Here is a 23,028-nt window from a genome sequence, read left to right as displayed (position 1 = left end):
CTCAAATCCCTCATAAGTAACACGAAAGAAAAGAGCCTCACTTTTAGCAGCAAGGCTCTTTTTTATCTTCAATATGCTAGCCTTTTGAATAAAAACTAGTAATAAACTTCATATTACTACTTCTTATCCATTAGCAAGTAAGTAATCCATTTATTTTCAAAACGAATTTTTTCTTATTCTACAGAGAAGATGAAAGAATACACCGGTTGGTTTCCAGTATGTACTTCTACTTCTGCATCTTCAAAATTCTCTTCTACAAACTCAACTAATTCAGCTACCTCTTCGTCAGTTGCATCTTCACCTTGTAGAATCGTTACGATTTCAGAATCTTCATCAATTAGTGCTTCTAGTAATTGCTTCGCAGCCCCTACTTTTTCAGCATTTGTTGATACGATTTTTCCATCTGCGATACACATGAAATCATCTTTTTGAATTGCCACACCATCAATTTCCGTATCACGTACAGCATACGTAATTTGACCTGTTTTCACATGAGATAAAGCTTCTTTCATGTTTTCTTCATTTTCTTCTAGCGTTCCAACTGGATTAAATGCTAACATTGCAGCCATACCTTGAGGAACTGTTTTTGAACGAACTACAATCACTTCTTGATCCACAACTGACGCTGCTTGTTCTGCTGCCATTACGATATTCCCGTTGTTCGGTAAAATAATGATTTTTTCAGCGTTTGCTTCTTCAATCGCTTTCACGATGTCCTCAGTACTCGGATTCATCGTTTGGCCACCTTCGATAACTTTCGTCGCGCCAATGCTTTCAAATAAAGTTTTAATACCAGATCCCATAGCTACAGTTACGATACCATATGGTTGTTTCTCTTTAGGCTGGCTAGTTGGCTCAGGCATCATAGCAGGCTCATCTAATAAAGCAGTATGCTGTTCGCGCATATTCTCTACTTTAATCTTGATTAAACTACCGTAACGTTGTCCGTAGTTCATAGCGTCTCCAGGATGCTCTGCATGAATATGAACTTTTACAATTTCATCATCAGATACAACTAGTAATGAATCACCATACACACTAATATCTTCACGGAATTTTTGTTCAGAGAAATTATGTTCTTTCACTTTATCAGCTTCTAATTTCACCATGAACTCCGTACAATATCCATACTTAATATCTTCTGTACTCAATTGGCTTTGTACACTACGGTGATGTTCTGCGCGCACCATTTCATTCATAGATGGTTGGGCAGGTGCATCAGAAGAAATCGTTTCTCCTTTTAAGTCAGCTAAAAACCCTTCGTATACTACTACAAGACCTTTACCACCGCTATCTACAACGCCAACTTGTTTTAATACAGGTAATAAATCTGGCGTACGATTTAACGATGCATTTGCTTCTTTCACAACGTCTTCCATAAACAAAACAAAGTCGCGCTGTTTTTTCGCAACTGTTACTGCATATTTACCCGTTTCTCTTGCAACCGTTAAAATCGTTCCTTCAATCGGTTTCATAACCGCTTTGTAAGCCGCCTCTACTCCAGCTTCTAAAGCTGCAGCAAAATCAACTGTTGTTAATTCTTCTTTTTGTTCAATGGATTTTGAGAAACCACGGAACAACTGAGATAAAATAACTCCAGAGTTACCACGAGCTCCCATTAATAATCCTTTGGCTAAACTTACACCGACTTTACCAGCATGTTGTGAAGGATTTGCTTTCACTTCACGTGCGCCTGAAGTCATAGATAAGTTCATGTTTGTACCGGTATCGCCATCTGGAACTGGAAATACGTTTAATGCATCAACAAGCTGAACATTATTTGTTAAATTATTCGCTCCTTGAATGATCATTTGTGATAAACGTTTTCCATCAATTTTTTGAATTGACACAGATTTTCCTCCTTAATGCACATTACAAGTTTATTACTTTAACTCCTTGTACGTAGATGTTTACAGAATCTACTGCTAGTCCTACAGTTTGATCTAATGTATATTTCACTTTCGTCTGCACGTTATGTGCTACTTCTGAAATTTTCGTACCATAGCTCACAATAATATACATATCAATATGTACTTCATCTTCATCTTTACGAACAATAACACCTCTAGTGAAATTTTCTTTTCGTAAAATGTCTGTTAATCCATCTTTTAACTGATTTTTTGATGCCATACCTACGATACCGTAGCAATCTACCGCGGCACCTCCAGCAATTGTTGCAATTACATCTGTACTAATATCAATTTGACCGTACTTCGTTTTAATTTCAATTGACATCTCGTTTTCCCCCTTCATAAATGGTGAAAGTGAGTTAGACTACTTTAGTTACTATCATATAATCTTTTTAAAGAAAATTCCATCGTTCTTTCTTTTTCACTCTCATATTTTATGTTGAAAACTACACTTTTTTATGATGAGCAAAATAGTCCATTGTTATTATACAACATGTATCACTATAATATGTCAAGCAATTTTTCTTGATTTCAACTTTTCTTCATTGACATATAGTGTCAAGTAATTTTTCTTGATTTCTTTTTTCTACAGTGTTGCATTCTCTTTTTAGTTGTGTTAAATTATAGTAGTGTTTTTAGCATCGCATAAAAGACTAACATTGAAAAATTACGTATGGTAAGGTATCAAGGGAGGGAAATATAAATGGCTCGTGTTTGTGCTATTACTGGAAGAAAAGCTCGTTCTGGTAACTCTCGTTCTCACGCAATGAACGCTACAAAACGTAAGTGGGGCGCTAACCTTCAAAAAGTTCGCGTACGCATCGACGGAAAAGTTCAACGTGTTTACGTTTCTGCTAGAGCATTAAAATCTGGCAAAATCGAACGTGTTTAATAATAAAAAAAAGAGCCGCTAGGCTCTTTTTTTACTATACCAATGGAAAAAGCACCGGTAATAGGTGCTTTTTTTAATCTTTTTTGAAGGTATTTAACATGGCACGAACAATTCCACCAAGAAATTTAGGTAACTTAATTGTATAAAATCTCATGGTTTCCCTCCTAATCCCCATTACTCCACTTGTTCACTATATGATGTAAGGAGCAAAATTGTTTCTTTAATCAGTGCTTCTTATCACCATTAATATGCCAGAAGTAAATGAAAAAGTACCTTTTTCCTCAACGAGTTCATTACTAATACAAAGTGTTGATCCCCACTCTATTTTTTTATTCGTTAGAGGATATTTAAAACCAAGTAATGTAATCCCTTCCACTATTTCAGTAACAGGCACAAAAGATATATAAGGGAAATTTTTATTTTCTTCAATTATATGTGTACCCTCTCTTTTTACACTTATTTCATTTTGATTATCTACAATACACATTTCTATTCCTACTTCTAATCCTTTTAAAAGCATCTGTATATTCGCTAAACCGTGATCAAGTCTTCCGCCAGTAGCACCAAAAATACGAATGAGTGCCGGATTTTGTTCTAACGCCCAGTTAATCGCAATTTCTAAATCTGTTTGATCTTTTTCACGAGGAACAATATGTAAATCATTTGTTTGTTGCCCCATCCACGCTAATTCTTCTTCCGTAACCGAGTCATAATCTCCAAACGCAACAGCAGGAGTAATACCTCTTTTTAATAAACGATATACTCCTCTATCAACTGCCGCCCACACTACTTTCTCATTTTCATATGGAGAAAAATCTGCACAATATTCCGCAGGTCCTCCCGCTAAAATATGAATAATCATGTTTCCTTCCCCTTCTATTGTAAAAAGGCAATCTGCCATTCGGTAGATTGCCTTTTTACATATTTTTTCTCTATCCTTTATAAATAGTGAAAACTTACTATACTAGAAGATTCACTGGGATAAAGACTCGTTCATTCATTATCCACGAATGACACGAATTGCTTCACCTCGGTCTTTTTGATTGTATACTGCTGACCCAGCTACAAGTACATTTGCTCCTGCTTCCACACAAAGTCTTGCTGTTTCAGCGTTTACACCACCATCAACTTCAATTTCTACTTCTAGATTGCGCTCTTTAACCATTTCTGCAACTTGTTTAATTTTCGGTAATACAGAATGGATAAATTTCTGTCCACCAAATCCAGGGTTTACTGTCATAAGTAATACCATATCAATATCTTCTAATACATGCTCAATCACTGAAACTGGCGTATGCGGATTTAATACAACTCCTGCTTTAATGCCATGAGATTTAATTAACTGAATTGTACGATGTAAATGAGGACACGCCTCTACATGAACAGTAATAATATCCGCTCCCGCTTTTGCGAAAGTCGGGATATAGTTATCAGGATTTTCAATCATTAAATGTACATCTAACGGTAACGATGTGATTGGACGGATTGCTTCTACAATTAATGGTCCAATCGTAATATTTGGTACGAAATGTCCATCCATTACATCGACGTGAATGTAATCCGCTCCGCCTTTTTCTACATCTTTAATCTCTTCCCCTAATTTTGAAAAATCTGCTGATAAGATCGATGGTGCAATTTTAATCATAACTAATACCTCGGCTTTCTCTCTCTAATTTCTTCTACAAATTGTTTGTAATTCTTATAACGATATTCTGTAATCTTCCCCTCTTCAACCGCAGCCTTCACAGCACATTTCGGTTCAGAAAGATGTGTACACCCTCTAAATTTACAGTATTGGCTCGCTTCTTTCAACTCTGGAAAACAATATGTAAGATCTTCTACCTCTATATCTATGAAATCGAGTGAACTAAAACCAGGTGTATCTGCAACTAGTCCGCTTCCAATCGCAATTAATTCTACGTGTCTTGTCGTATGTTTCCCGCGTCCTAAATGTGAGGAAATATCATTCGTTTTCAGTTCTAATTCTGGACGTAAGACGTTAAGCATAGAAGATTTTCCAACACCAGATTGCCCCGCAACAACGGAAACACAACCTTCTAAGAACGGTTTTAAAATATCAATACTTTCCGATGTATTTATAGAAGTAAATAATACATCATATCCCATCTCACGATAGTCATTTGCATAAGATTCAACAGTCTCTCTCATTTTTTCATCCACTAAATCCATCTTACTAATGCAAATAATCGGCTTAATGTTATGATATTCAATCAGCACTAAAAATCGATCTAACAGTCCCGGATTAAAATCTGGTTCTACTGCTGAAAAAACAAGAATTGCTTGATCAACATTAGCAATAGGAGGCCTGACAAGTTCATTTTTTCGATCAAATACTTCAAGCACGTATCCTTCACTTGGATTATCAGCCTGAAAAACAACTTGGTCTCCTACCAGTGGTGTAATTTTATTTTTTCTAAACACACCACGCCCGCGACATTGTGTAATCCCTTCTTCATGCTGCACATAATAAAATCCACTTAGAGCTTTTACAATTTTTCCTTCTGGCATATAATTCTCCTTTATTCTGTATAAAGTGAAGCTGTAATTCATATTGAATGGATTATCATTCTTTAAATAAAGATTTCAAAACCCGTCATATATACACATTAATATATTTAATCTACCATCAAATTTAAAATATTATTTATAACAGTATCACTTTTATATCTTTTTGAATCATATATTTTTGCCTGTTATACAGTCCACTATATGTAGACAGCATAACAGGCAGAAGTAATACATTCCATTCTCTCTAAAAAGAAAATGGAATTCATTATTATTGAGTTGGATATGGTACTTCTTTGTCAATAATCGTTACACCATCTCGTACAATTTTATAATGTCCTTTTGTACCTTCTTGAATTACAAATTCTAATGAAATAGTTGCCGACTCTGAAATTGTTCTAGTTTCAATTGGTCTATCCATTTTTTGTTGCATATCTTCTTTATAAATTTCTATCGTTTGCGGTTTTTTCTCACCTATTATAGAAGACTCATACGGAATAGAAATATTATCTACTTTCACTGTTTTCGTTACTTTCGGCTTAGGACCTTCTGAGATGACAATCGTCACTTTATCTCCTTCTTTTAACGGCGTTCCTGGTTTTGGAGATTGCGAAATTACAAGTCCTTTATCAACAGTATCAGAATACTCTCGTTTTATATCTGGAGTTAGTTTCCTCTCATTCAAATAACCATTGACACTATTTTCAGTCCATCCTGAAAAGTCACCTGGTCTAATTTGATAAGGACCCTTACTTACCCAAATTTTCAAGTCTTGTTCCGCCTCTACTACCATTTGATCCGGCGTCGGAATTTGCTCAACGATTTCACCTTTTGGTCTATCATTTTCAATATAATTTATTGTAACTTGTTTATATTTTTCTTCTAATTCAGACCTTATGCTCTCAAAATCTTTTCCTGTGAGATCACTCATCTTATTTTTCTTTTTCCCACCCGATTGATAGATAGTAATTTTAGAGTTCTCTTTCACGACTCTTCCGGCCGCAGGGTCTGTTTTTAGAACACCACCGACCTCTACATCATCTGTATATACAATATTAGGTTCCGTAACCTCAAAACCCTTTTCAACTAATGTATTTACTGCAGTCGTATATTTCATACCAGACACATCAGGGACTTTTACATCTTTTGGAATAAAGAATCCTGGAATAACAGTAAGGGCTAACGTTATTCCGATCGCTAAAAGTAAAAATGTTGTAATTAAAATTTTGAGCCATTTATTACTTCGTTTTTTCTTCTTACTTAATTCTACTTCTTCTTTTCTGTTCTGTTCATCCACTTTACTTCCTTTTAAAACAATTGTTTCATCGGTTATATTTTCGAATAATTGTTCTTGTTGAATAATCGGAATCGCTTTCGTCGCTTCCATATCTTCCGGTATGTAAAATGGCTGCTCATTTATCCTCTCTGGATATAGCGCAGTTTCAATATCTCGTTTCATCGCATTGGCAGATTGATATCGATGAAACGGATCTTTCGCAGTTGCCTTTAATATAATATTTTCGACACTTTGCGGAATATGTTCATTCCATCTTCTCGGAGATGGAATTTCACTTTGTAAATGTTTTAAAGCTATAGCAACAGCAGATTCACCAGAAAACGGTTGTCTTCCTGTTAACAACTCAAACATAACAATCCCTAGGGAATAAATATCTGATTGTTTATTTGCTATCCCGCCGCGTGCTTGTTCTGGTGATAAATAATGCACCGAACCGAGTACTGAATTTGTATGTGTAATTGTTGTTGCACTTGTAGCTGTCGCAATTCCAAAATCTGTTACTTTTATTACTCCATCAGCTCGAATTAAAATATTGTGCGGTTTAATATCGCGGTGCACAATTTCAAAATGATGGGCGTGTGCCATGGCGGATGTTAACTGCTCCATAATATCAAGAGCTTCTCCTATCGGTAACATCCCTCGCTCAATTATGTATTGCTTCAATGTTTGTCCTGGTACATACTCCATTACAAGATAATATATACCATCTTCTTCTCCGACATCATACATATTCACAATATTTGGATGCGACAACGTTGTAACAGACTGCGCTTCTCGATGGAAACGTTTAATAAACTCTTCGTTATTTGAATAGTCGAGTCTTAATATTTTCACCGCTACATCTCGGCCTAGTATATCATCATGAGCTAAATACACATTGGCCATTCCACCGCCACCAATCATTTTCAGTAGCTTATAACGGTCATTTAAGCGTTTTCCAATCAGCACGTTGCACTTCACCTACTTTCGTTTGTCGAACCCGCATAATCAATCAGAACAAGGGTGATATTATCTTCCCCGCCACGATCATTCGCCAATTGAATGAGACGCTGTCCCTTAGTTTCTAGCTGTTCATTTAACTGTAAAACTTGTTGCATATCAGCAATAGAAACTTTGTTAGATAGTCCATCAGAGCAAAGAAGTAACTGATCATCTTCCTCTAGCACTAATGTTTTCACATCTAATCCGACTTTCTCTTCTGTTCCTAATGCCCTTAACAAAACATTCTTTTTCGGGTGATATTCTGCGTCTTCTTTTGAAATTTCACCATGTCTCACAAGTTCATTGACAAGTGAGTGATCTTCCGTTACAAGCGAGATTTCCCCCTCTGATACCATATAACAACGACTATCTCCTATATGACCTATCGTCACAAAATTTGGTGTACAAATCGCTATTATAAGTGTTGTTCCCATACCGTTACATTCTACATGTTGCTTAGAGTATTCATATATACGCTCATTAATAATCCCCACACTAGTATGTAACCACTCTTCTACTTTTTTTGGCTCGTTCATATTATGCGTTTGCTTCCAATAATCATGGAATAATTGAATGGTCATCGAGCTAGCTACATCACCAGCTCGATGACCTCCCATTCCATCTGCTACTACCGCTAAAATATTTCCATCTAAATTGTGAAAAACTCCTGCACTATCTTCATTATGTTGACGAACTTTTCCTTTATCTGATAGAAACACGGCTTTCATCTCGTCACCTCGTCTCTTCTTTGCGCTCCTTCGCACGCAACTGACCGCAGGCTGCATCAATATCATGACCTTGTTCACGGCGAATCGTTACATTTACTCCACGATCTTTTAACGTTTTTTCAAATAAGAAAATTTGTTCACGTGGCGTACGTACATAATCACGTTCAGGTACGTAGTTTACCGGAATTAAGTTCACATGACATTTTACACCTTTCAAGAGCGCAGCAAGCTCTTCAGCGTGCTCAACTTGGTCATTTTCGCCTCCAAATAGTCCATATTCAAAAGTAATACGACGCCCTGTTCTATTTACATAGTATTTTATAGCCTCCATCAAATCTGGTAGCTTATAAGCACGGTTAATCGGCATTAATTTTGAACGTAATTCTGAGTTTGGAGCATGCAGTGAAATCGCAAAATTAATTTGTAAGTCTTCTTCAGCGAACTTATAAATTTTTGGGATGATTCCACTTGTCGAAACTGTCATATGTCTCGCACCAATATGCAGTCCTTTTTCATGGTTAATGATACGTAAGAATCCCATTAAATTATCATAGTTATCAAATGGTTCTCCAATTCCCATAACGACAAGAGAACTTACACGTTCTTCTGATTCATCAAGTGCACGTTGCACTTCTACTACTTGTGCTACAATTTCTCCAGCTTCTAAGTTTCGCTTTAAACCGCCAAGCGTTGAAGCACAGAACGTACACCCAATACGACAACCTACTTGTGTTGTTACACAAATGGAATTTCCATATTCATGTCGCATTAATACCGTTTCAATAGAATATCCATCATATAATTGGAATAAGAATTTAATTGTTCCATCCGAAGACGTTTGTTTTACTAACGTATTTAAAGTAGTAATATCAAAGGAATTCGACAATTTTTCACGCAATCCTTTAGAAAGGTTTGACATATCCTCATAATTTTTTACACGTTTTTTATATAACCAATCAAAAATTTGTCCAGCACGGAACTTTGGTTCTCCTTGCTCCTTTAACCAATCTTGCATTTCATGAAGTTGTAAAGAGTAAATTGATGGTTTTTTCGTTTCTAAATTTTTCTTTTGTTTTCTCACAGTCGTTTCCACGATGCTACACCTTCTTCCTTAAACAAGCAATATAAAAGCCATCTGTTGCAAAATAATGCGGTAAAATTTGTACTTGACCTTCATCAATATACGGACTTAGCTTTTCTGGCATACGCTCTTTTATCGTAGTATCCCACTCGAACTCAGGATGCTCTTGTAAAAATCGTTCTATTACTTGTTCATTTTCTATTTTCTCAATTGTACACGTACTATAAACAAGGCGACCACCTTGTTTTAATAACGGTGCGATTTTTTCTAGTATTGCAAGTTGAATCGTCGATAATCTTTCACTATCGCCTTTATCTTTACCTAACTTAATATCAGGCTTACGTCTAATCACACCAAATCCAGAACATGGGGCATCTACTAATATTTTATCAAACGTTTCATTTGCAAAGTGTTCTTGCACTTTTCTAGCATCTAATGCCTTTGTTTCGACATTTCCTAGACCAAGTCGCTCTGCTTGTTGTTTAATTAAACGTACTTTGTGTGCATGTAAATCAAGGGACATGACTTGACCAGTTCCTTTTAATCGCTCTGCAATATGCGTTGTTTTTCCACCTGGAGCAGCACAACTATCAAGAACTACATCTCCCTCATCTGGTTCTAAGGCACGTGCTACCAGCATAGAACTTTCATCTTGAATAGAAAGAAAACCTTTTTTAAACGCATCTGTGTGCGCTACATTTCCTTTTTCAATTTGAATTGCATCATCTGATAAATCGCCACGCTTCGCTTCTATACCTTCACTAGCCAATAATGTAATTGCTTCTTCTACTGTTATTTTATCAACATTTACACGCGCTGTTGGTACAGGCGGTAACATGTTCACTTCACACATTTTCTCAGCAATTTCTAAACCATATTCTGAAGCCCATTCTTGGACAAGCCAAACTGGATGACTTGTTGCAATTGCCAAGCGTTCTACTGGATCTTTGATTTCATCTACAGAAGGTACACCTTCTCTTTGAATCGAACGTAATACACCGTTCACCATACCAGCAATTCCTTTATGCCCGCGACGCTTTGCAATCTCAACCGCTTCATGAATAGCCGCTCTTTCGGGCACTCGGTCTAAATAAATCATTTGATATAAAGATAAGCGAAGCAATACTCTTACCCACGCTTCAACCTTCTTTTTTAAAAAAGGCTGTAAATAATAATCTAATGTGTCACGACGTTGGATTGTTCCATATACAATTTCAGTTAATAAACCAATATCTTTTCTATCAATTGTACTTTTTTCAATTAGATTATTTAAAAGTAAGTTACTGTATGCACCACTTTTTTCTACTTGAATTAAACCATCAAGAGCTAATTCACGAACATTTTGTCTCATGCATTTTCTCCTAACTTCGTTCCAATTTCAGGTTTTGTGCCACGTAAAAATTGCGCACAACTCATACGCTTTTTACCAGAAGGTTGCAATTCTGTAACTTTAACACCCGTTTCATTACCAGTTGCTACAACAAAACCATCTTCTTCGATCGCAACAATCGTACCTGCTTCAGCTGATTTCGTTACAGGTACTTTTTCTCCCCACCATACTTTAACAACTTGTCCCGCTAAAGTTGTATAAGCAACTGGCCATGGATTCAATCCGCGAATGTGATTGTATACTTCTTCACCTGTTTTTGTCCAATCAATTTTCTCTTGCTCACGTTTTATATTATATGCAAACGTTACTTCTTCCTCGTTTTGTTTAATTGGTTCTAACTTACCTTGAATTAGTAAAGGTACTGTTTTAGATAGAAGATGTGCCCCTGCTTCACTTAACTTATCAAATAACGAGCCTGTCGTTTCACGCTCTTCAATTTCCACTTCTACTTGTGTTAAGATATCACCAGCATCCAATTTTTCTACCATATACATAATTGTAATACCTGTTTTTTCTTTCCCTTCCATAATTGCATAATGGATTGGTGCACCGCCACGAAGTTCAGGAAGTAAAGAAGCGTGGACGTTAATACATCCATACTTCGGTGCTTCTAAAATTTCATTTGGTACAATTTGACCGAACGCAGCTGTTACAATTAAATCTGGCTCTAATGCCAATACTTTTTCATATTCGTCTTTTTCACGAATTCTTAACGGCTGTAACACCGGAATACCATGCTTTTCTGCTTCCACTTTAACAGGTGTAGGTGTTAATACTTTTTTTCTACCTACCGGACGATCTGGTTGCGTCACAACACCTATTACATCATAGCCATCTTCAATAAGACGACGAAGCACCGGCACTGAAAAGTCCGGTGTTCCCATAAATACTACTTTTATCATTTAAAAACCGCTCCTTTTAATACCTATTCTAATTCGTTTTCCTCATAATATCTTGTCACTTTCGATGTAAATAACACACCGTGTAAATGATCGATTTCATGTTGAATTGCACGCGCTAAAAACCCTTCTGCTTCTAGTAAAAACACTTTACCTCTGCGATTTTGCGCACGCACTTTAATATAATCCGCACGTTCCACTTCACCATAAAGTCCCGGGAAGCTTAAACAGCCTTCGGGACCTACTTGTTCACCACGTTTTTCTAGTATCGATGGATTAATTAACTCGATTTTCCCAGTATCATCACCGATATCAACTACCGCCACTTGCAAGCTTACCCCTACTTGAGGCGCAGCTAAACCGACTCCGTCCGCAATTAACATTGTTTCATGCATATCTTTCAACAATTTCACTAACTTTTTATCAAAGTTAATTACTCTTTCACACGGTGTTTCTAACACTTCATTTGGATGCTTTACTATTTCTAAAACTGCCATATTTCCCTCCGCTACATTAACATTGTTGGATTAAAATCAATTGAGATTTGTAGCTCTTTTTGCATTTCTGCTTGATAATGTTCATTTACCATTTTGAGCACGTTCTTTAAGTTTGGTTCCCGTTTGTATTTTATCATGCATTGATAACGATATCTATCTTTTATCCTTGGAATTGCTGAAGCAACCGGTCCTAACACCATTGTTTGCTGCGAACAGTGCGACCGTAAATGACCGACAATTTTTTCCGTCACTTGTACCGCCTTTAATAATTCCGGATGAGATACCGTCACAAGTACAACATAGTAATAAGGTGGATATTGTCTCGTTCGTCTCATTTGCATTTCTTGGTCAAAAAACACATCATATTGTTGGTTCTTTGCTAACTCTATACTGTAATGTTCTGGCGTATACGTTTGAATGATAACTTCCCCTGGCAATTCATGTCGGCCTGCTCGCCCACTTACTTGCGTCAATAACTGATAAGTCTTTTCACTCGCCCGAAAATCAGGTAAATGAAGCATCGTATCAGCAGTTAAAACCCCAACAAGCGTTACTTTTGGAAAATCTAACCCTTTTGCAATCATTTGTGTTCCAAGTAATATATCTGCTTTTTCTTCCCCGAACGCCTTTAATAATTTCTCATGCATCCCTTTACGACTCGTCGTATCTACATCCATTCGAATGACTCGTGCCTCTGGAAATAGTTTGGTAATTTCCTCTTCTACCTTTTGCGTACCTGTACCAAAGAAACGAATGTATGTACTTTGACAAGCAGGACACGCAGTCGGCATATTTTCTTCGTAACTGCAATAATGGCATTTTAAACGATGGTTCATTTTATGATATGTCAGCGAGATATCACAATGCGGACATTGTACAACGTACCCGCAATCACGGCACATAACAAATGTAGAATGCCCCCTTCTATTTAAAAAGAGCACCATTTGTTCTTTCTTTTCTAACCGATCTGCTATTTTTTCATGCAGCGCCTTTGAAAACATGGAGCGATTCCCGTCACGAAGTTCTTCACGCATATCAACAATCTCTACTGTCGGTAAAGCTTGTTCGTTCATACGTTTTTCCATCGTCAGTAATTCATACACCCCTTTTTTCGCTCTTGCAAACGATTCAAGCGTCGGTGTTGCACTACCAAGAACGATAGGACATTTATGATATTGTCCCCTCCACACAGCTACATCCCTTGCATGATACCTCGGATTATCTTCTTGCTTATAGCTCGATTCATGTTCCTCATCAATAATAATAATCCCTAAATTTTCAAAAGGAGCAAATACAGCTGAGCGTGCACCAACTACGACTTTCACTTCTTTTCTTAAAATCTTACGCCATTCATCATATTTTTCTCCAACAGACAGCGCACTATGAAGAACTGCAACTTGTGAGCCAAATCTACCTTTAAAACGATCTACCATCTGAGGCGTTAGTGCAATTTCAGGAACAAGTACAATAGCTTCTTTTCCTTTCTCGAGCACCGCTGCTATAGATTGTAAATATACTTCTGTTTTTCCGCTTCCTGTAACACCATATAGTAAAAATGAATTGTAAGTTTCATTTGTAATTGATGATAAAATCGGTGTAATAACTTGCTTTTGTTCCTCAGTAAGTGGGAATGGTTTCGTTTGTTCAAAATCGTCATCGTCATACGGATTTCGGTACACCTCCACATACTTTTCTGAGAGTAGCCCCTTTTTAACAAGTGCTTTAATTGGAGCATCTGTTATTTGCAACTCTTCTGTTATTACTTTCAACGGCATACTTTTATAATTTTCCACAAAATAATAGAGTACATCTTGTTGTTTTTTACTTTTCAGTTCAAATGCTGCTAATTCCAATTTATCTTCTGGCAACTCCGGTTGAACGATTCTTTGTTTCTTCTTTTGTACTTTATCTTTTACGTGATAAACGACTTCAATCGTGCCATGTTTAATTTCTTGTTGAATCGTGCGGTATAGATGTGGCTGCGTCTCAATCGCTTCCCAATCTATCGCTTCTTTGTCCTGAAATAAAAACAGTAGTTCAGGTGCTACTTCTTCTTGTTTACGAAGCTGTAGACGTTTTTTATATGTTGCTTTTATCGCCGTTGGAAGCATAACTTGAAAAGCTGAAATCATATAACATAACGTTTCACTTGTAAGCCAATACCCAAGCTTTAACAACTCTTCATTTAAAACCGGTGTTACATCTAAAATTTCATGGATTGTCTTTAACTTCTTATTTTCTACTTCAACAGAATCTTTAATCCCAATAATAAAACCTTGCAATTTCCTTGGGCCAAACGGAACTACTACACGCATGCCTGTCTGGACAATATCTTCCCATTTTTTAGGGATAATATAATCAAATGGTCGATCTGTCTGACGTGCAGGTACATCAACAATTACACTTGCAAATTTCATAGACGATCATCTTCTAACATCATTTCAATTTGCTTTAATATTTCATGAGCAACCTCTTTCTTCGTTAAAAGTGGCAACTCTATAACTTCTCCATCTTTTCTATACATTGTTACAATGTTCGTATCTGTACCAAATCCAGCTCCTTGCGCCTTTACGTCGTTTGCAACAATCATATTCGCATTTTTCTCACGTAATTTTTTCGTTGCATATTCCTCTACGTTTGTCGTTTCAGCCGCAAAACCGATAAGTAACTGTTTGTCCTTCATCTCACCTAACGTTTTTAAAATATCTACTGTTCTCTCAAGTTCAATTACAGCATCGCCATTTTTCTTTTTCATTTTATTATCATGAACATATTTCGGGCGATAATCTGCAACTGCTGCTGTTTTAATAACAACATCTACGTCTTGATAATGTTGAATAACTGCCTCTAACATATCTTGTGCCGATTCCACTTGCACTGTAGTTACATGTAATGGTGGATGTAATGCTGTCGGCCCCGAAACGAGTATGACGTCAGCACCTAAGTTCGCTGCTACTTCCGCAATCGCATATCCCATTTTTCCAGAAGAAAAATTAGTCATAAAACGAACTGGATCAATCTTTTCACGCGTTGGACCAGCAGTTATTAATATTCTTTTTCCATGTAATGGTTTTTGTTCTGAAAAAGCCTCTTCTAACCGTGCGATAATCGCTTCAGGTTCTTCTAATCTTCCTTTCGCTACATAACCACACGCTAAAAAACCTTCTCCGGGCTCAATAAATGTATATCCTAACGTTTTTAACGTCATCATATTTTTTTGAACAATTTTATTTTCATACATATGCACATTCATAGCAGGTGCAATCCACACTGGGGCTGTAGTAGCTAGCAAAGTAGTGGTAATCATATCATCTGCAATACCGTTAGCTAACTTTCCAATACAATTGGCTGTAGCAGGTGCAACAAGTACAACATCTGCCCAATCTGCTAAATCGATATGAGCAATAACAGCTGAGTCTTTCTCATCGAATGTATCCGTATATACATCATGGCGAGAAAGCGCTTGGAATGTAAGAGGTGTAACAAATTTCATTGCCGACTCACTCATCATTACTTTTACAATAGCACCAGCTTGTGTCAATTTACTCGTTAACGCAGCCGCTTTAAAGACCGCAATGCCTCCTGTTACACATAAAAGTATCTTTTTCCCTTTTAGCATATGGCTCGTCCTCTTTCTTTTTCAAACTTATAATACTGAAACAAGATTATCAGCTCATCAGTATCAATATTTCTTCCCTACCGTAAAAAAATAACAACCTACTTGTAAATAGGTTGTTACCGTTACATAGAAAATTATAAAGTCTATGTTTTAAATTGTCGAAGACAAAGTCTTATTCAGTTACTTTATCTTCACTTGGTACGTAGCTTAACGCTTCAATATCGATTTCTTCTAATGCTTTACCTACACATTTATGAGAAACTGGTTTTTCTACAACACAGTTATTAGCAAGTTGCATTTCGCGCGCACGTTTTGCAGCCACTGTTACAAGTGTATATTTAGAATCGATTTTTGTTAGTAATGAATCAATTGATGGATTTAACATAATTATAGACCCTCCGTCATTTCTTTATAATATTTTGCTACTCTTTCGCGGCGGCAATGTTCGCCAACCACAATTGCTTTAATTCTTTCACAAGCTAGTTCAACTTGGTCGTTTTCTACAACGTAGTCGTAAGCGTCCATCATATCAATTTCTTCTTTCGCTACCGTTAAACGATTTTCAATAACATCTTCAGTTTCTGTACCACGACCGACAATTCGGTTCTTTAGTTCAGATAAACTTGGAGGTGCTAAGAAAATAAATACACCTTCTGGGAAAGCTTTCTTAACTTGAATTGCTCCTTGCACTTCAATTTCTAAGAATACATCTTTTCCTTCTTGTAATGTTTTTTCAACGTAGTCAATTGGTGTTCCGTAATAATTACCTACGAACTCAGCCCACTCAAGTAATTTTTCATTACGAATCATTTCCTCAAATTCTTCTCTCTCTTTAAAGAAATAATCCACACCATCCACTTCACCTTCACGTGGCTTACGTGTCGTTACTGAAATGGAGTACTGAAAACGTGTATCCTCATGACTAAACAGCTCTTTTCGAACCGTTCCTTTACCAACCCCAGAAGGTCCTGAAAGAACGATGAGCAATCCTCTTCTACTTCTCATAAATATGTAAAACCTACCCTTCCTCACTTAACTCTTCTTTATTATTCAAACGATGTGCAATCGTCTCTGGCTGAATTGGACTTAATACAACATGCCCATCATCCATAACAATAACCGCCCTTGTTTTTCTCCCATACGTAGCATCAAGCAAAGCATTATGTTCGCGTGCTTCCTGTACTGTTCGTTTAATAGGAGCTGACTCCGGACTTACAATAGCAATAATTCGATGAGCAGATACAATATTTCCGTATCCAATATTTAAAAACCGCATGGCCATAGTTTGCGCCTCCTAGTAAGTCTATCCGATTTCTCCACCACGTATAACTTTATATATTTTTTGAAAGCTACTCAATATTTTGTACTTGTTCACGAATTTTTTCAAGGTTATTTTTCATTTCTACAACATATTTTGAAATTGTTAAGTCATTTGCCTTAGAACCAATCGTATTAATTTCTCTATGCATCTCTTGCACGATGAAATCCATTTTCCTTCCAACAGGCTCTTCAATCTGCAGTGTTTCATGGAATTGTTCTAAATGACTTTGCAAACGAACTAACTCTTCGTGAATATCACAACGCTCAGCAAAGATTGCAACTTCAGTTAGCAATCTTTGTTCATCTAAATCTTGATTATGTAATTCCTTTAAGCGATTTTCTAATCGTTCACGATATTTTTGTGTAACAATTGGTGCATGCGGAATAATAGCATTTACACAATTGTGAATCTCTTGTAAGCGATACGCTATATCTTTATGTAATCGTTCTCCTTCGCCATCTCTCATCGTTTTTAACATATGAGCAGCTTGGCGAACAGCCTCATATAAACTGTTCTCAAATTGTTCATTTACGTTTTCTACCTCTTCAATCGCTGTTACTTCTGGCATTGCCATTAATTGCTCGAGTGTAATAGAATCTTGTAATTGAAATTTCCCTTTTATATCTTTCATAATCGATTGGTACTGCTCAAGAAGCGACCAATTCACACTTAATTTTCTTTCAACAAGCCCTTCACCCGCTATACTAATAGACACTTCAATACGTCCACGGCGAACTTGCTGTGCAATTATTTTACGAATTTTGTCTTCAAATACCATCATTTGCTTCGGTAGTCGAATACTCATCTCTAGAAAACGGTGGTTCACCGATTTCATTTCTACTGTAATTTGAAAAGTATCACTCTCTACTTTCGACCTTCCAAATCCTGTCATACTACAAATCATTTTTTATCACATCCAAGCCATGAAATAACTCAATGAAAAAGGTAATAGAGACAAGGCTCTACTACCTTCTATAAATTATATCACATTTTCATATCATTGACTATTTCAAGTTTAATCCCTTCTTATATAATATTGACTTTTCCTTCTTCCCCTTTTTCCCTGTTAATAAAGAGCCTACTAATAAAAAGGTCGGAATTGACGATAAACCTCCAATTAGCAACCAATCTCTCGCTTGTATTGGCATCGTGCTAAAAATCGGTTGTAACGGTGGATAATATATAACGACTAGCATGAGTAGTAATGAAATGATAACCGCTCCTACTAAATACACATTTCCAAACGGATTGCGGTGGAAAACAGAATGCTCACTTCGGCAATCAAATACATGAATCAGCTGAGCAAGTACCAACGTTGCAAACGCTACAGTTTGTGCATATTTCAGTTCATTTGGATGTTGATTATACGCAATAATAAATGCTACTAGCGTCACTGCCCCAATTAGAAAGCCACGACTTATAATTTTCCAGGCAAGCCCTCTAGCAAATACCCCTTCTTTCGGATGACGCGGCGTTCTCTTCATCACGTCTCCCTCGGCCTTATCCAAACCTAATGCCATCGCCGGTAAACCGTCAGTAACTAAATTCACCCATAAAATTTGAATTGGAACCATCGGCAGCGGTAATGCAAGTAACATGGCAAATAACATGACCAAAATTTCTCCAACGTTCGATGCTAATAAATAACGAATAAACTTACGTATGTTCTCGTATATATTTCTACCTTCTTTAATTGCTGATTTTATCGTAGCGAAATTATCGTCCAGCAATACGAGAGAAGAAGCTTCTTTTGCAACATCTGTCCCTGTAATTCCCATCGCTATCCCAATATCCGCAGTTTTTATAGCCGGAGCATCGTTTACTCCATCACCTGTCATCGCGACTATATGTCCTTTATTTTGCAACGCCTTAACAATTTTCAATTTATGTTCTGGTGATACACGAGCAAATACATACGTATCTTCTACAACATTTTCTAATTCTTCTACATCCATAGTTGCAAGTTCTACCCCTTCAACAACGCGTCCACCTGGTGGCAAAATGCTTAATTGTTCTGCAATCGCCATTGCAGTCACTTTATGATCACCTGTAATCATCACTGTTCGAATACCAGCTTCTCTGCACTCTTTTACTGCCTGCTCTACTTCTGGTCTTGGCGGATCAATCATTCCTTGTATGCCAACTAACATAAAATCTTTTTCAACGTCTCTTTCATGTTCAATTGAGTCTGTTACTTTTAAAGGCTTAAAAGCAACTGCAATGGTTCGAAGTGCTTGACTACCTAAGCTATGAATAGCCGCCTGTACTTCTTTTCTATACAACTCACTTAATGGTTGCTGCTTATCCCCCCATAAAATCGTTTGACTCATTTGCAGAAGGACATCTGGTGCTCCCTTCGTAACGACAAACTTTTTACCCTCTCGATCTCGTACAATAACACTCATCATTTTTCGAGTTGAATCAAACGGAAATTCACGAATAATTTCAAATTTCCCTTTCAGCGCCTCACGCGTTATCCCCGCTTTCATTGCTGCAGCTACAAGCGCTCCCTCAGTTGGATCTCCATCTAATACATACGCCTTTTTCTTTTGAATAATATTTGCGTTATTGCATAACGAACCAAATGTAAGTAGTTGATAAAGTGATTTCATCTTAGCTGGATTAATTTCTTTTTCACCTTTCATAAACGAGCCATTAGGTTCATACCCTTGGCCTGTCACTTTCCACAACTCTCCACCTGACCACATATGTGTTACCATCATCTTGTTTTGCGTCATCGTTCCTGTTTTATCAGAGCATATAACAGAAGCGCAACCTAACGTTTCTACTGCTGGTAACTTTCTTACAATCGCTCTCTTTTTTATCATACGCTGTACACCAAGCGATAAGGCTACTGTAACAATTGCTGGCAATCCTTCTGGAATTGCAGCAACAGCTAGCGACACACCCGCTAAAAACATATGATACACTTCATTCCCTTGATACACACCGGCTAACACGACAAGCGCTGTCAAAACAAGAGCGACAATAATTAATATTTTTCCGAGTTGCTCTAATCTTCTTTGCAGTGGTGTTTCCATCTGCTCTGCATTTTGTAACATATTTGCAATTTGTCCCATCGCTGTATTCATACCCGTTGCTACAACGACTCCTGTTCCAGACCCTCGTGTAATCATCGTACCCATAAAAGCCATATTTTTTTGATCACCAATTGAAACATCTTGCCCTTGCAATGCTTCTACTTTCTTCTGCACGGGTACTGACTCTCCTGTCAAAGCCGATTCTTCAATATATAAACTCGACGCCTCAACAAGACGTACATCAGCTCCAACACGATCGCCACTAGAAAATTTAATAATATCACCTAAAACGAGTGCTTTAGACGGTGCCTTTACCCACTTTCCATTTCGCAGTACAGTTACTTGCGGGGCGGCTAGCTCTTTTAAAGCTTCCAATGACTTTTCAGCCTTTCTTTCTTGAAAAAAGCCGAGAATACCATTGATAATAACAATTGCCACAATCGCAATAGAATCAATGTATTCCCCTAAAAAGGCCGAAACGATTGTTGCACCAAACAAAACAAGCACCATAAAATCTTTAAATTGCGCCAAAAATACCATTAGTGCAGAAGGCCTTTTCGCTTCATCTAGTTCATTTGTACCAAATTTTTTTATTCGCCCTTCTGCTTCTTTCTCTGTAAGTCCAACCTTCACATTCGTATTCGTTCTTTCTTCCACTTCATGTGCACGCATTCCATACCAGTTCATCCTGCTATCGACCTCCTGATTCCAGACATACTCTATTGAAAGCTTATTCAGCCTCGTCCAAAAAAATGCTATAATTAACTTTTAGTTAGAAAGGAGTGTTCAATTATGGCATTCGATGGATTATTTACAAGAGCGATTACACATGAAATTGCAAATTCTCTTTACACGGGAAGAATTTCAAAAATATATCAACCTTCAAAATACGAGATTTTATTACATATTCGAGCAAACGGAAAAAATCAAAAACTGATTCTTTCCGCTCATCCGACATATGCACGTTTACACTTAACAAATCAAAGTTACGATTCACCTGCACTTCCACCAATGTTCTGCATGCTTCTTCGTAAGCATTTAGAAGGTGGATTCATTGAAAAAATTGAACAAATTGATTTAGAGCGTATTATTCAAATTACCGTTCGTAGCAGAAATGAAATTGGTGATGAATCGCTAAAAACATTAGTAATTGAAATTATGGGACGACATAGTAACATCATTTTAGTAGACACAAAAACAAACAATATTTTAGATAGCTTAAAACACGTTTCTTTAGCAGTAAACCGACATCGAACTGTATACGCTGGGGCTGAATATATTGCACCACCAGCACAACATAAAATTAACCCACTTCAGATCGAAACAAATGATGAATTTATTAGACCGCTAGACTTTCTATCTGGAAACATGGATAAACAGCTAGTCGGAACCTTTACCGGAATATCGCCATTATTCGCAAAAGAAGTCGTGAAAAAAGCAGGTATGGTAAATGAAAAAGCATTAGCTGACGCATTTTTCTCCATACAAAAACCATTATTAACTCATACATATTCACCAACAATGACTACTTCAAATGGGAAAGAATTTTTCTACCTTTTCCCTCTTGCACATTTGCAAGGGGAAAACAAGACGTTCTCATCTGTTAGTGAATTGCTAGACCGTTTCTTTTTCGGAAAAGCAGAGCGCGACCGTGTAAAACAGCAAGCTCATGATTTAGAGCGCTTTATGCAAAACGAAAAAAATAAAAATGAGAAAAAACTCATTAAACTAGAAAAAACATTACAAGATGCTGGAAAAGCAGATAAATATCAACTATTTGGAGAACTACTTACAGCCAATATGTACGCTTTGAAAAAAGGCGATAAAGATATTGAAGTCGTGAACTATTACGATGAAAATGGCGGAACTGTAAAAATCGCATTAGATCCTTTAAAAACGCCATCTGAAAATGCACAACGCTATTTCCAAAAGTACCAAAAAGCGAAAAATTCAGTTGTTGTTGTAGAAGAACAAATCGAAAAAACAAAGGAAGAAATTCTTTATTTCGATAGCTTACTTCAACAAATGGAAGCTGCTTCTTCAAAAGATATTGAAGAAATTCGTGAGGAATTAGCTGAAGAAGGTTATATGCGCAATCGTAAAACGAAAAACGGAAAGAAAAAGCCTACTAAACCAGTATTAGATAAATATTTGGCTACTGATGGTACAGAAATTTTCGTCGGTAAAAACAATAAACAAAATGATTATTTAACAACGAAATTTGCCCGCCGTGATGAAATTTGGTTACATACGAAAGACATACCTGGTTCTCACGTTGTCATTCGTTCTTTAGAACCTGCTGAAGAAACTTTACTAGAAGCTGCCAAAATTGCTGCTTATTACAGTAAAGCAAAAGAGTCTAGTTCTGTACCTGTTGATTTCACCAAAATACGCCACGTGAAAAAACCGAGTGGTGCAAAACTTGGTTTTGTTACGTACGACAATCAGCAAACTGTTTATGTAACACCAGATGCTGATACTGTAATGAAATTAAAAGCTTAAATAAAAAAATGCGCTGCTTTTATGCAGCGCATTTTTTATATGTTTTCAATTTCTTTGCTATATCCATTCAATATTGTCAAAAAAATTGACAGTATCATTTCACATTTGTATAAATTTTTTTACAGTATGTAAATAAAGTACAAATGTAACTCCAATCATTGCTTTTCCCATCCCCCTTGCTATTTATTAAAGCAATCTGGATTTTATGAACAAACCGTCTCCCACAAATTGCGGGCTATATTTTATCTCCCCTAAAATATATGTTGTCCCTACTACCCTTTCTTCAAATCTACATTTTGGCACGCTATTTGCTTTATTCAATACTATGAATAGGAGGAATTAAC

Annotated in this window: 21 protein-coding genes; 2 read left to right on the top strand and 19 right to left on the bottom strand. The window is 36.8% G+C overall.

The features are described 5' to 3' along the window. Positions 1-173: 173 nt before the first annotated feature. Entirely contained in the window at positions 174-1,850 is a 1,677-nt protein-coding gene (locus AC0NJG_RS17585; protein WP_087954490.1) for a DAK2 domain-containing protein, read from the bottom strand. 22 nt (positions 1,851-1,872) lie between these two features. Further along, entirely contained in the window at positions 1,873-2,235 is a 363-nt protein-coding gene (locus tag AC0NJG_RS17580; protein WP_000021109.1) for an Asp23/Gls24 family envelope stress response protein, read from the bottom strand. A 378-nt stretch (positions 2,236-2,613) separates the two neighbouring features. Here AC0NJG_RS17580 and rpmB point away from each other — a divergent pair, with 378 nt between their 5' ends. Continuing rightward, positions 2,614-2,802, top strand: a complete 189-nt coding sequence (gene rpmB / locus AC0NJG_RS17575; RefSeq protein WP_000124776.1) for a 50S ribosomal protein L28 — start codon at positions 2,614-2,616, stop codon at positions 2,800-2,802. Between the two features lie 73 nt (positions 2,803-2,875). Here the strand turns inward: rpmB and spoVM are convergent, their stop codons facing one another. The 17 genes from spoVM to AC0NJG_RS17490 form a co-directional block, all read right to left on the bottom strand. Next, entirely contained in the window at positions 2,876-2,956 is an 81-nt protein-coding gene (gene spoVM / locus AC0NJG_RS17570; RefSeq protein ID WP_001213599.1) for a stage V sporulation protein SpoVM, read from the bottom strand. 66 nt (positions 2,957-3,022) lie between these two features. Next, the gene (locus AC0NJG_RS17565; RefSeq protein ID WP_143881470.1) at positions 3,023-3,703 is read right to left on the bottom strand and encodes a thiamine diphosphokinase; all 681 of its coding nucleotides are present in this window, start codon (positions 3,701-3,703) and stop codon (positions 3,023-3,025) included. 99 nt (positions 3,704-3,802) lie between these two features. Continuing rightward, on the bottom strand, positions 3,803-4,447 hold the full coding sequence (gene rpe / locus AC0NJG_RS17560; RefSeq protein WP_000589966.1) for a ribulose-phosphate 3-epimerase: 645 nt from the start codon (positions 4,445-4,447) through the stop codon (positions 3,803-3,805). Positions 4,448-4,449: 2 nt separating this feature from the next. Next, the gene (gene rsgA / locus AC0NJG_RS17555) at positions 4,450-5,331 is read right to left on the bottom strand and encodes a ribosome small subunit-dependent GTPase A (RefSeq protein WP_001113936.1); all 882 of its coding nucleotides are present in this window, start codon (positions 5,329-5,331) and stop codon (positions 4,450-4,452) included. 268 nt (positions 5,332-5,599) lie between these two features. Next, a complete protein-coding gene (prkC, locus tag AC0NJG_RS17550; RefSeq protein WP_087954488.1) occupies positions 5,600-7,573 on the bottom strand; it encodes a serine/threonine protein kinase PrkC in 1,974 nt (657 codons plus the stop codon). Positions 7,574-7,581: 8 nt separating this feature from the next. Beyond that, complete coding sequence (locus tag AC0NJG_RS17545; protein ID WP_000648696.1) at positions 7,582-8,334, bottom strand: Stp1/IreP family PP2C-type Ser/Thr phosphatase; 753 nt, start codon at positions 8,332-8,334, stop codon at positions 7,582-7,584. 4 nt (positions 8,335-8,338) lie between these two features. Further along, a complete protein-coding gene (gene rlmN / locus AC0NJG_RS17540; RefSeq protein WP_000450543.1) occupies positions 8,339-9,427 on the bottom strand; it encodes a dual-specificity RNA methyltransferase RlmN in 1,089 nt (362 codons plus the stop codon). A gap of 4 nt (positions 9,428-9,431) precedes the next feature. Then, on the bottom strand, positions 9,432-10,766 hold the full coding sequence (gene rsmB / locus AC0NJG_RS17535; protein WP_087954487.1) for a 16S rRNA (cytosine(967)-C(5))-methyltransferase RsmB: 1,335 nt from the start codon (positions 10,764-10,766) through the stop codon (positions 9,432-9,434). Further along, the gene (gene fmt, locus AC0NJG_RS17530) at positions 10,763-11,707 is read right to left on the bottom strand and encodes a methionyl-tRNA formyltransferase (RefSeq protein ID WP_048550510.1); all 945 of its coding nucleotides are present in this window, start codon (positions 11,705-11,707) and stop codon (positions 10,763-10,765) included. Before fmt ends, rsmB begins: the two co-directional genes overlap by 4 nt. 23 nt (positions 11,708-11,730) lie before the next feature. Next, positions 11,731-12,201, bottom strand: coding sequence for a peptide deformylase (def, locus tag AC0NJG_RS17525; protein ID WP_000279468.1), 471 nt, complete (start codon positions 12,199-12,201; stop codon positions 11,731-11,733). Positions 12,202-12,212: 11 nt separating this feature from the next. Continuing rightward, the gene (gene priA, locus AC0NJG_RS17520) at positions 12,213-14,618 is read right to left on the bottom strand and encodes a primosomal protein N' (protein WP_474063260.1); all 2,406 of its coding nucleotides are present in this window, start codon (positions 14,616-14,618) and stop codon (positions 12,213-12,215) included. Then, positions 14,615-15,820 (bottom strand): bifunctional phosphopantothenoylcysteine decarboxylase/phosphopantothenate--cysteine ligase CoaBC, encoded by a 1,206-nt coding sequence (gene coaBC / locus AC0NJG_RS17515; RefSeq protein ID WP_087996526.1) that lies wholly within the window; start codon positions 15,818-15,820, stop codon positions 14,615-14,617. The genes priA and coaBC overlap by 4 nt, the downstream gene beginning before the upstream one ends. 172 nt (positions 15,821-15,992) lie before the next feature. After that, complete coding sequence (gene rpoZ, locus AC0NJG_RS17510; protein WP_000933969.1) at positions 15,993-16,205, bottom strand: DNA-directed RNA polymerase subunit omega; 213 nt, start codon at positions 16,203-16,205, stop codon at positions 15,993-15,995. Between the two features lie 2 nt (positions 16,206-16,207). Continuing rightward, positions 16,208-16,825 carry a guanylate kinase gene (gene gmk, locus AC0NJG_RS17505; protein ID WP_001257738.1) on the bottom strand — a complete coding sequence of 206 codons (618 nt, stop codon included), beginning with the start codon at positions 16,823-16,825 and terminating at the stop codon, positions 16,208-16,210. A 13-nt stretch (positions 16,826-16,838) separates the two neighbouring features. Continuing rightward, positions 16,839-17,102, bottom strand: coding sequence for an extracellular matrix/biofilm regulator RemA (gene remA, locus AC0NJG_RS17500; protein ID WP_001251458.1), 264 nt, complete (start codon positions 17,100-17,102; stop codon positions 16,839-16,841). A 67-nt stretch (positions 17,103-17,169) separates the two neighbouring features. Further along, positions 17,170-18,045: a YicC/YloC family endoribonuclease gene (locus AC0NJG_RS17495; protein WP_087954484.1), complete on the bottom strand. Its 876-nt coding sequence runs from the start codon at positions 18,043-18,045 to the stop codon at positions 17,170-17,172. A 100-nt stretch (positions 18,046-18,145) separates the two neighbouring features. Further along, positions 18,146-20,869, bottom strand: coding sequence for a calcium-translocating P-type ATPase, SERCA-type (locus tag AC0NJG_RS17490; RefSeq protein WP_143881472.1), 2,724 nt, complete (start codon positions 20,867-20,869; stop codon positions 18,146-18,148). A 105-nt stretch (positions 20,870-20,974) separates the two neighbouring features. On the opposite strand from AC0NJG_RS17490, the gene AC0NJG_RS17485 reads away from it, so the two are divergent. Then, positions 20,975-22,684, top strand: coding sequence for an Rqc2 family fibronectin-binding protein (locus tag AC0NJG_RS17485; protein ID WP_087954482.1), 1,710 nt, complete (start codon positions 20,975-20,977; stop codon positions 22,682-22,684). Positions 22,685-23,028: the final 344 nt, after the last annotated feature.

The organism is Bacillus sp. SSR7, assembly GCF_055902415.1.
This window is presented reverse-complemented; position numbering and strand designations above follow the sequence as displayed.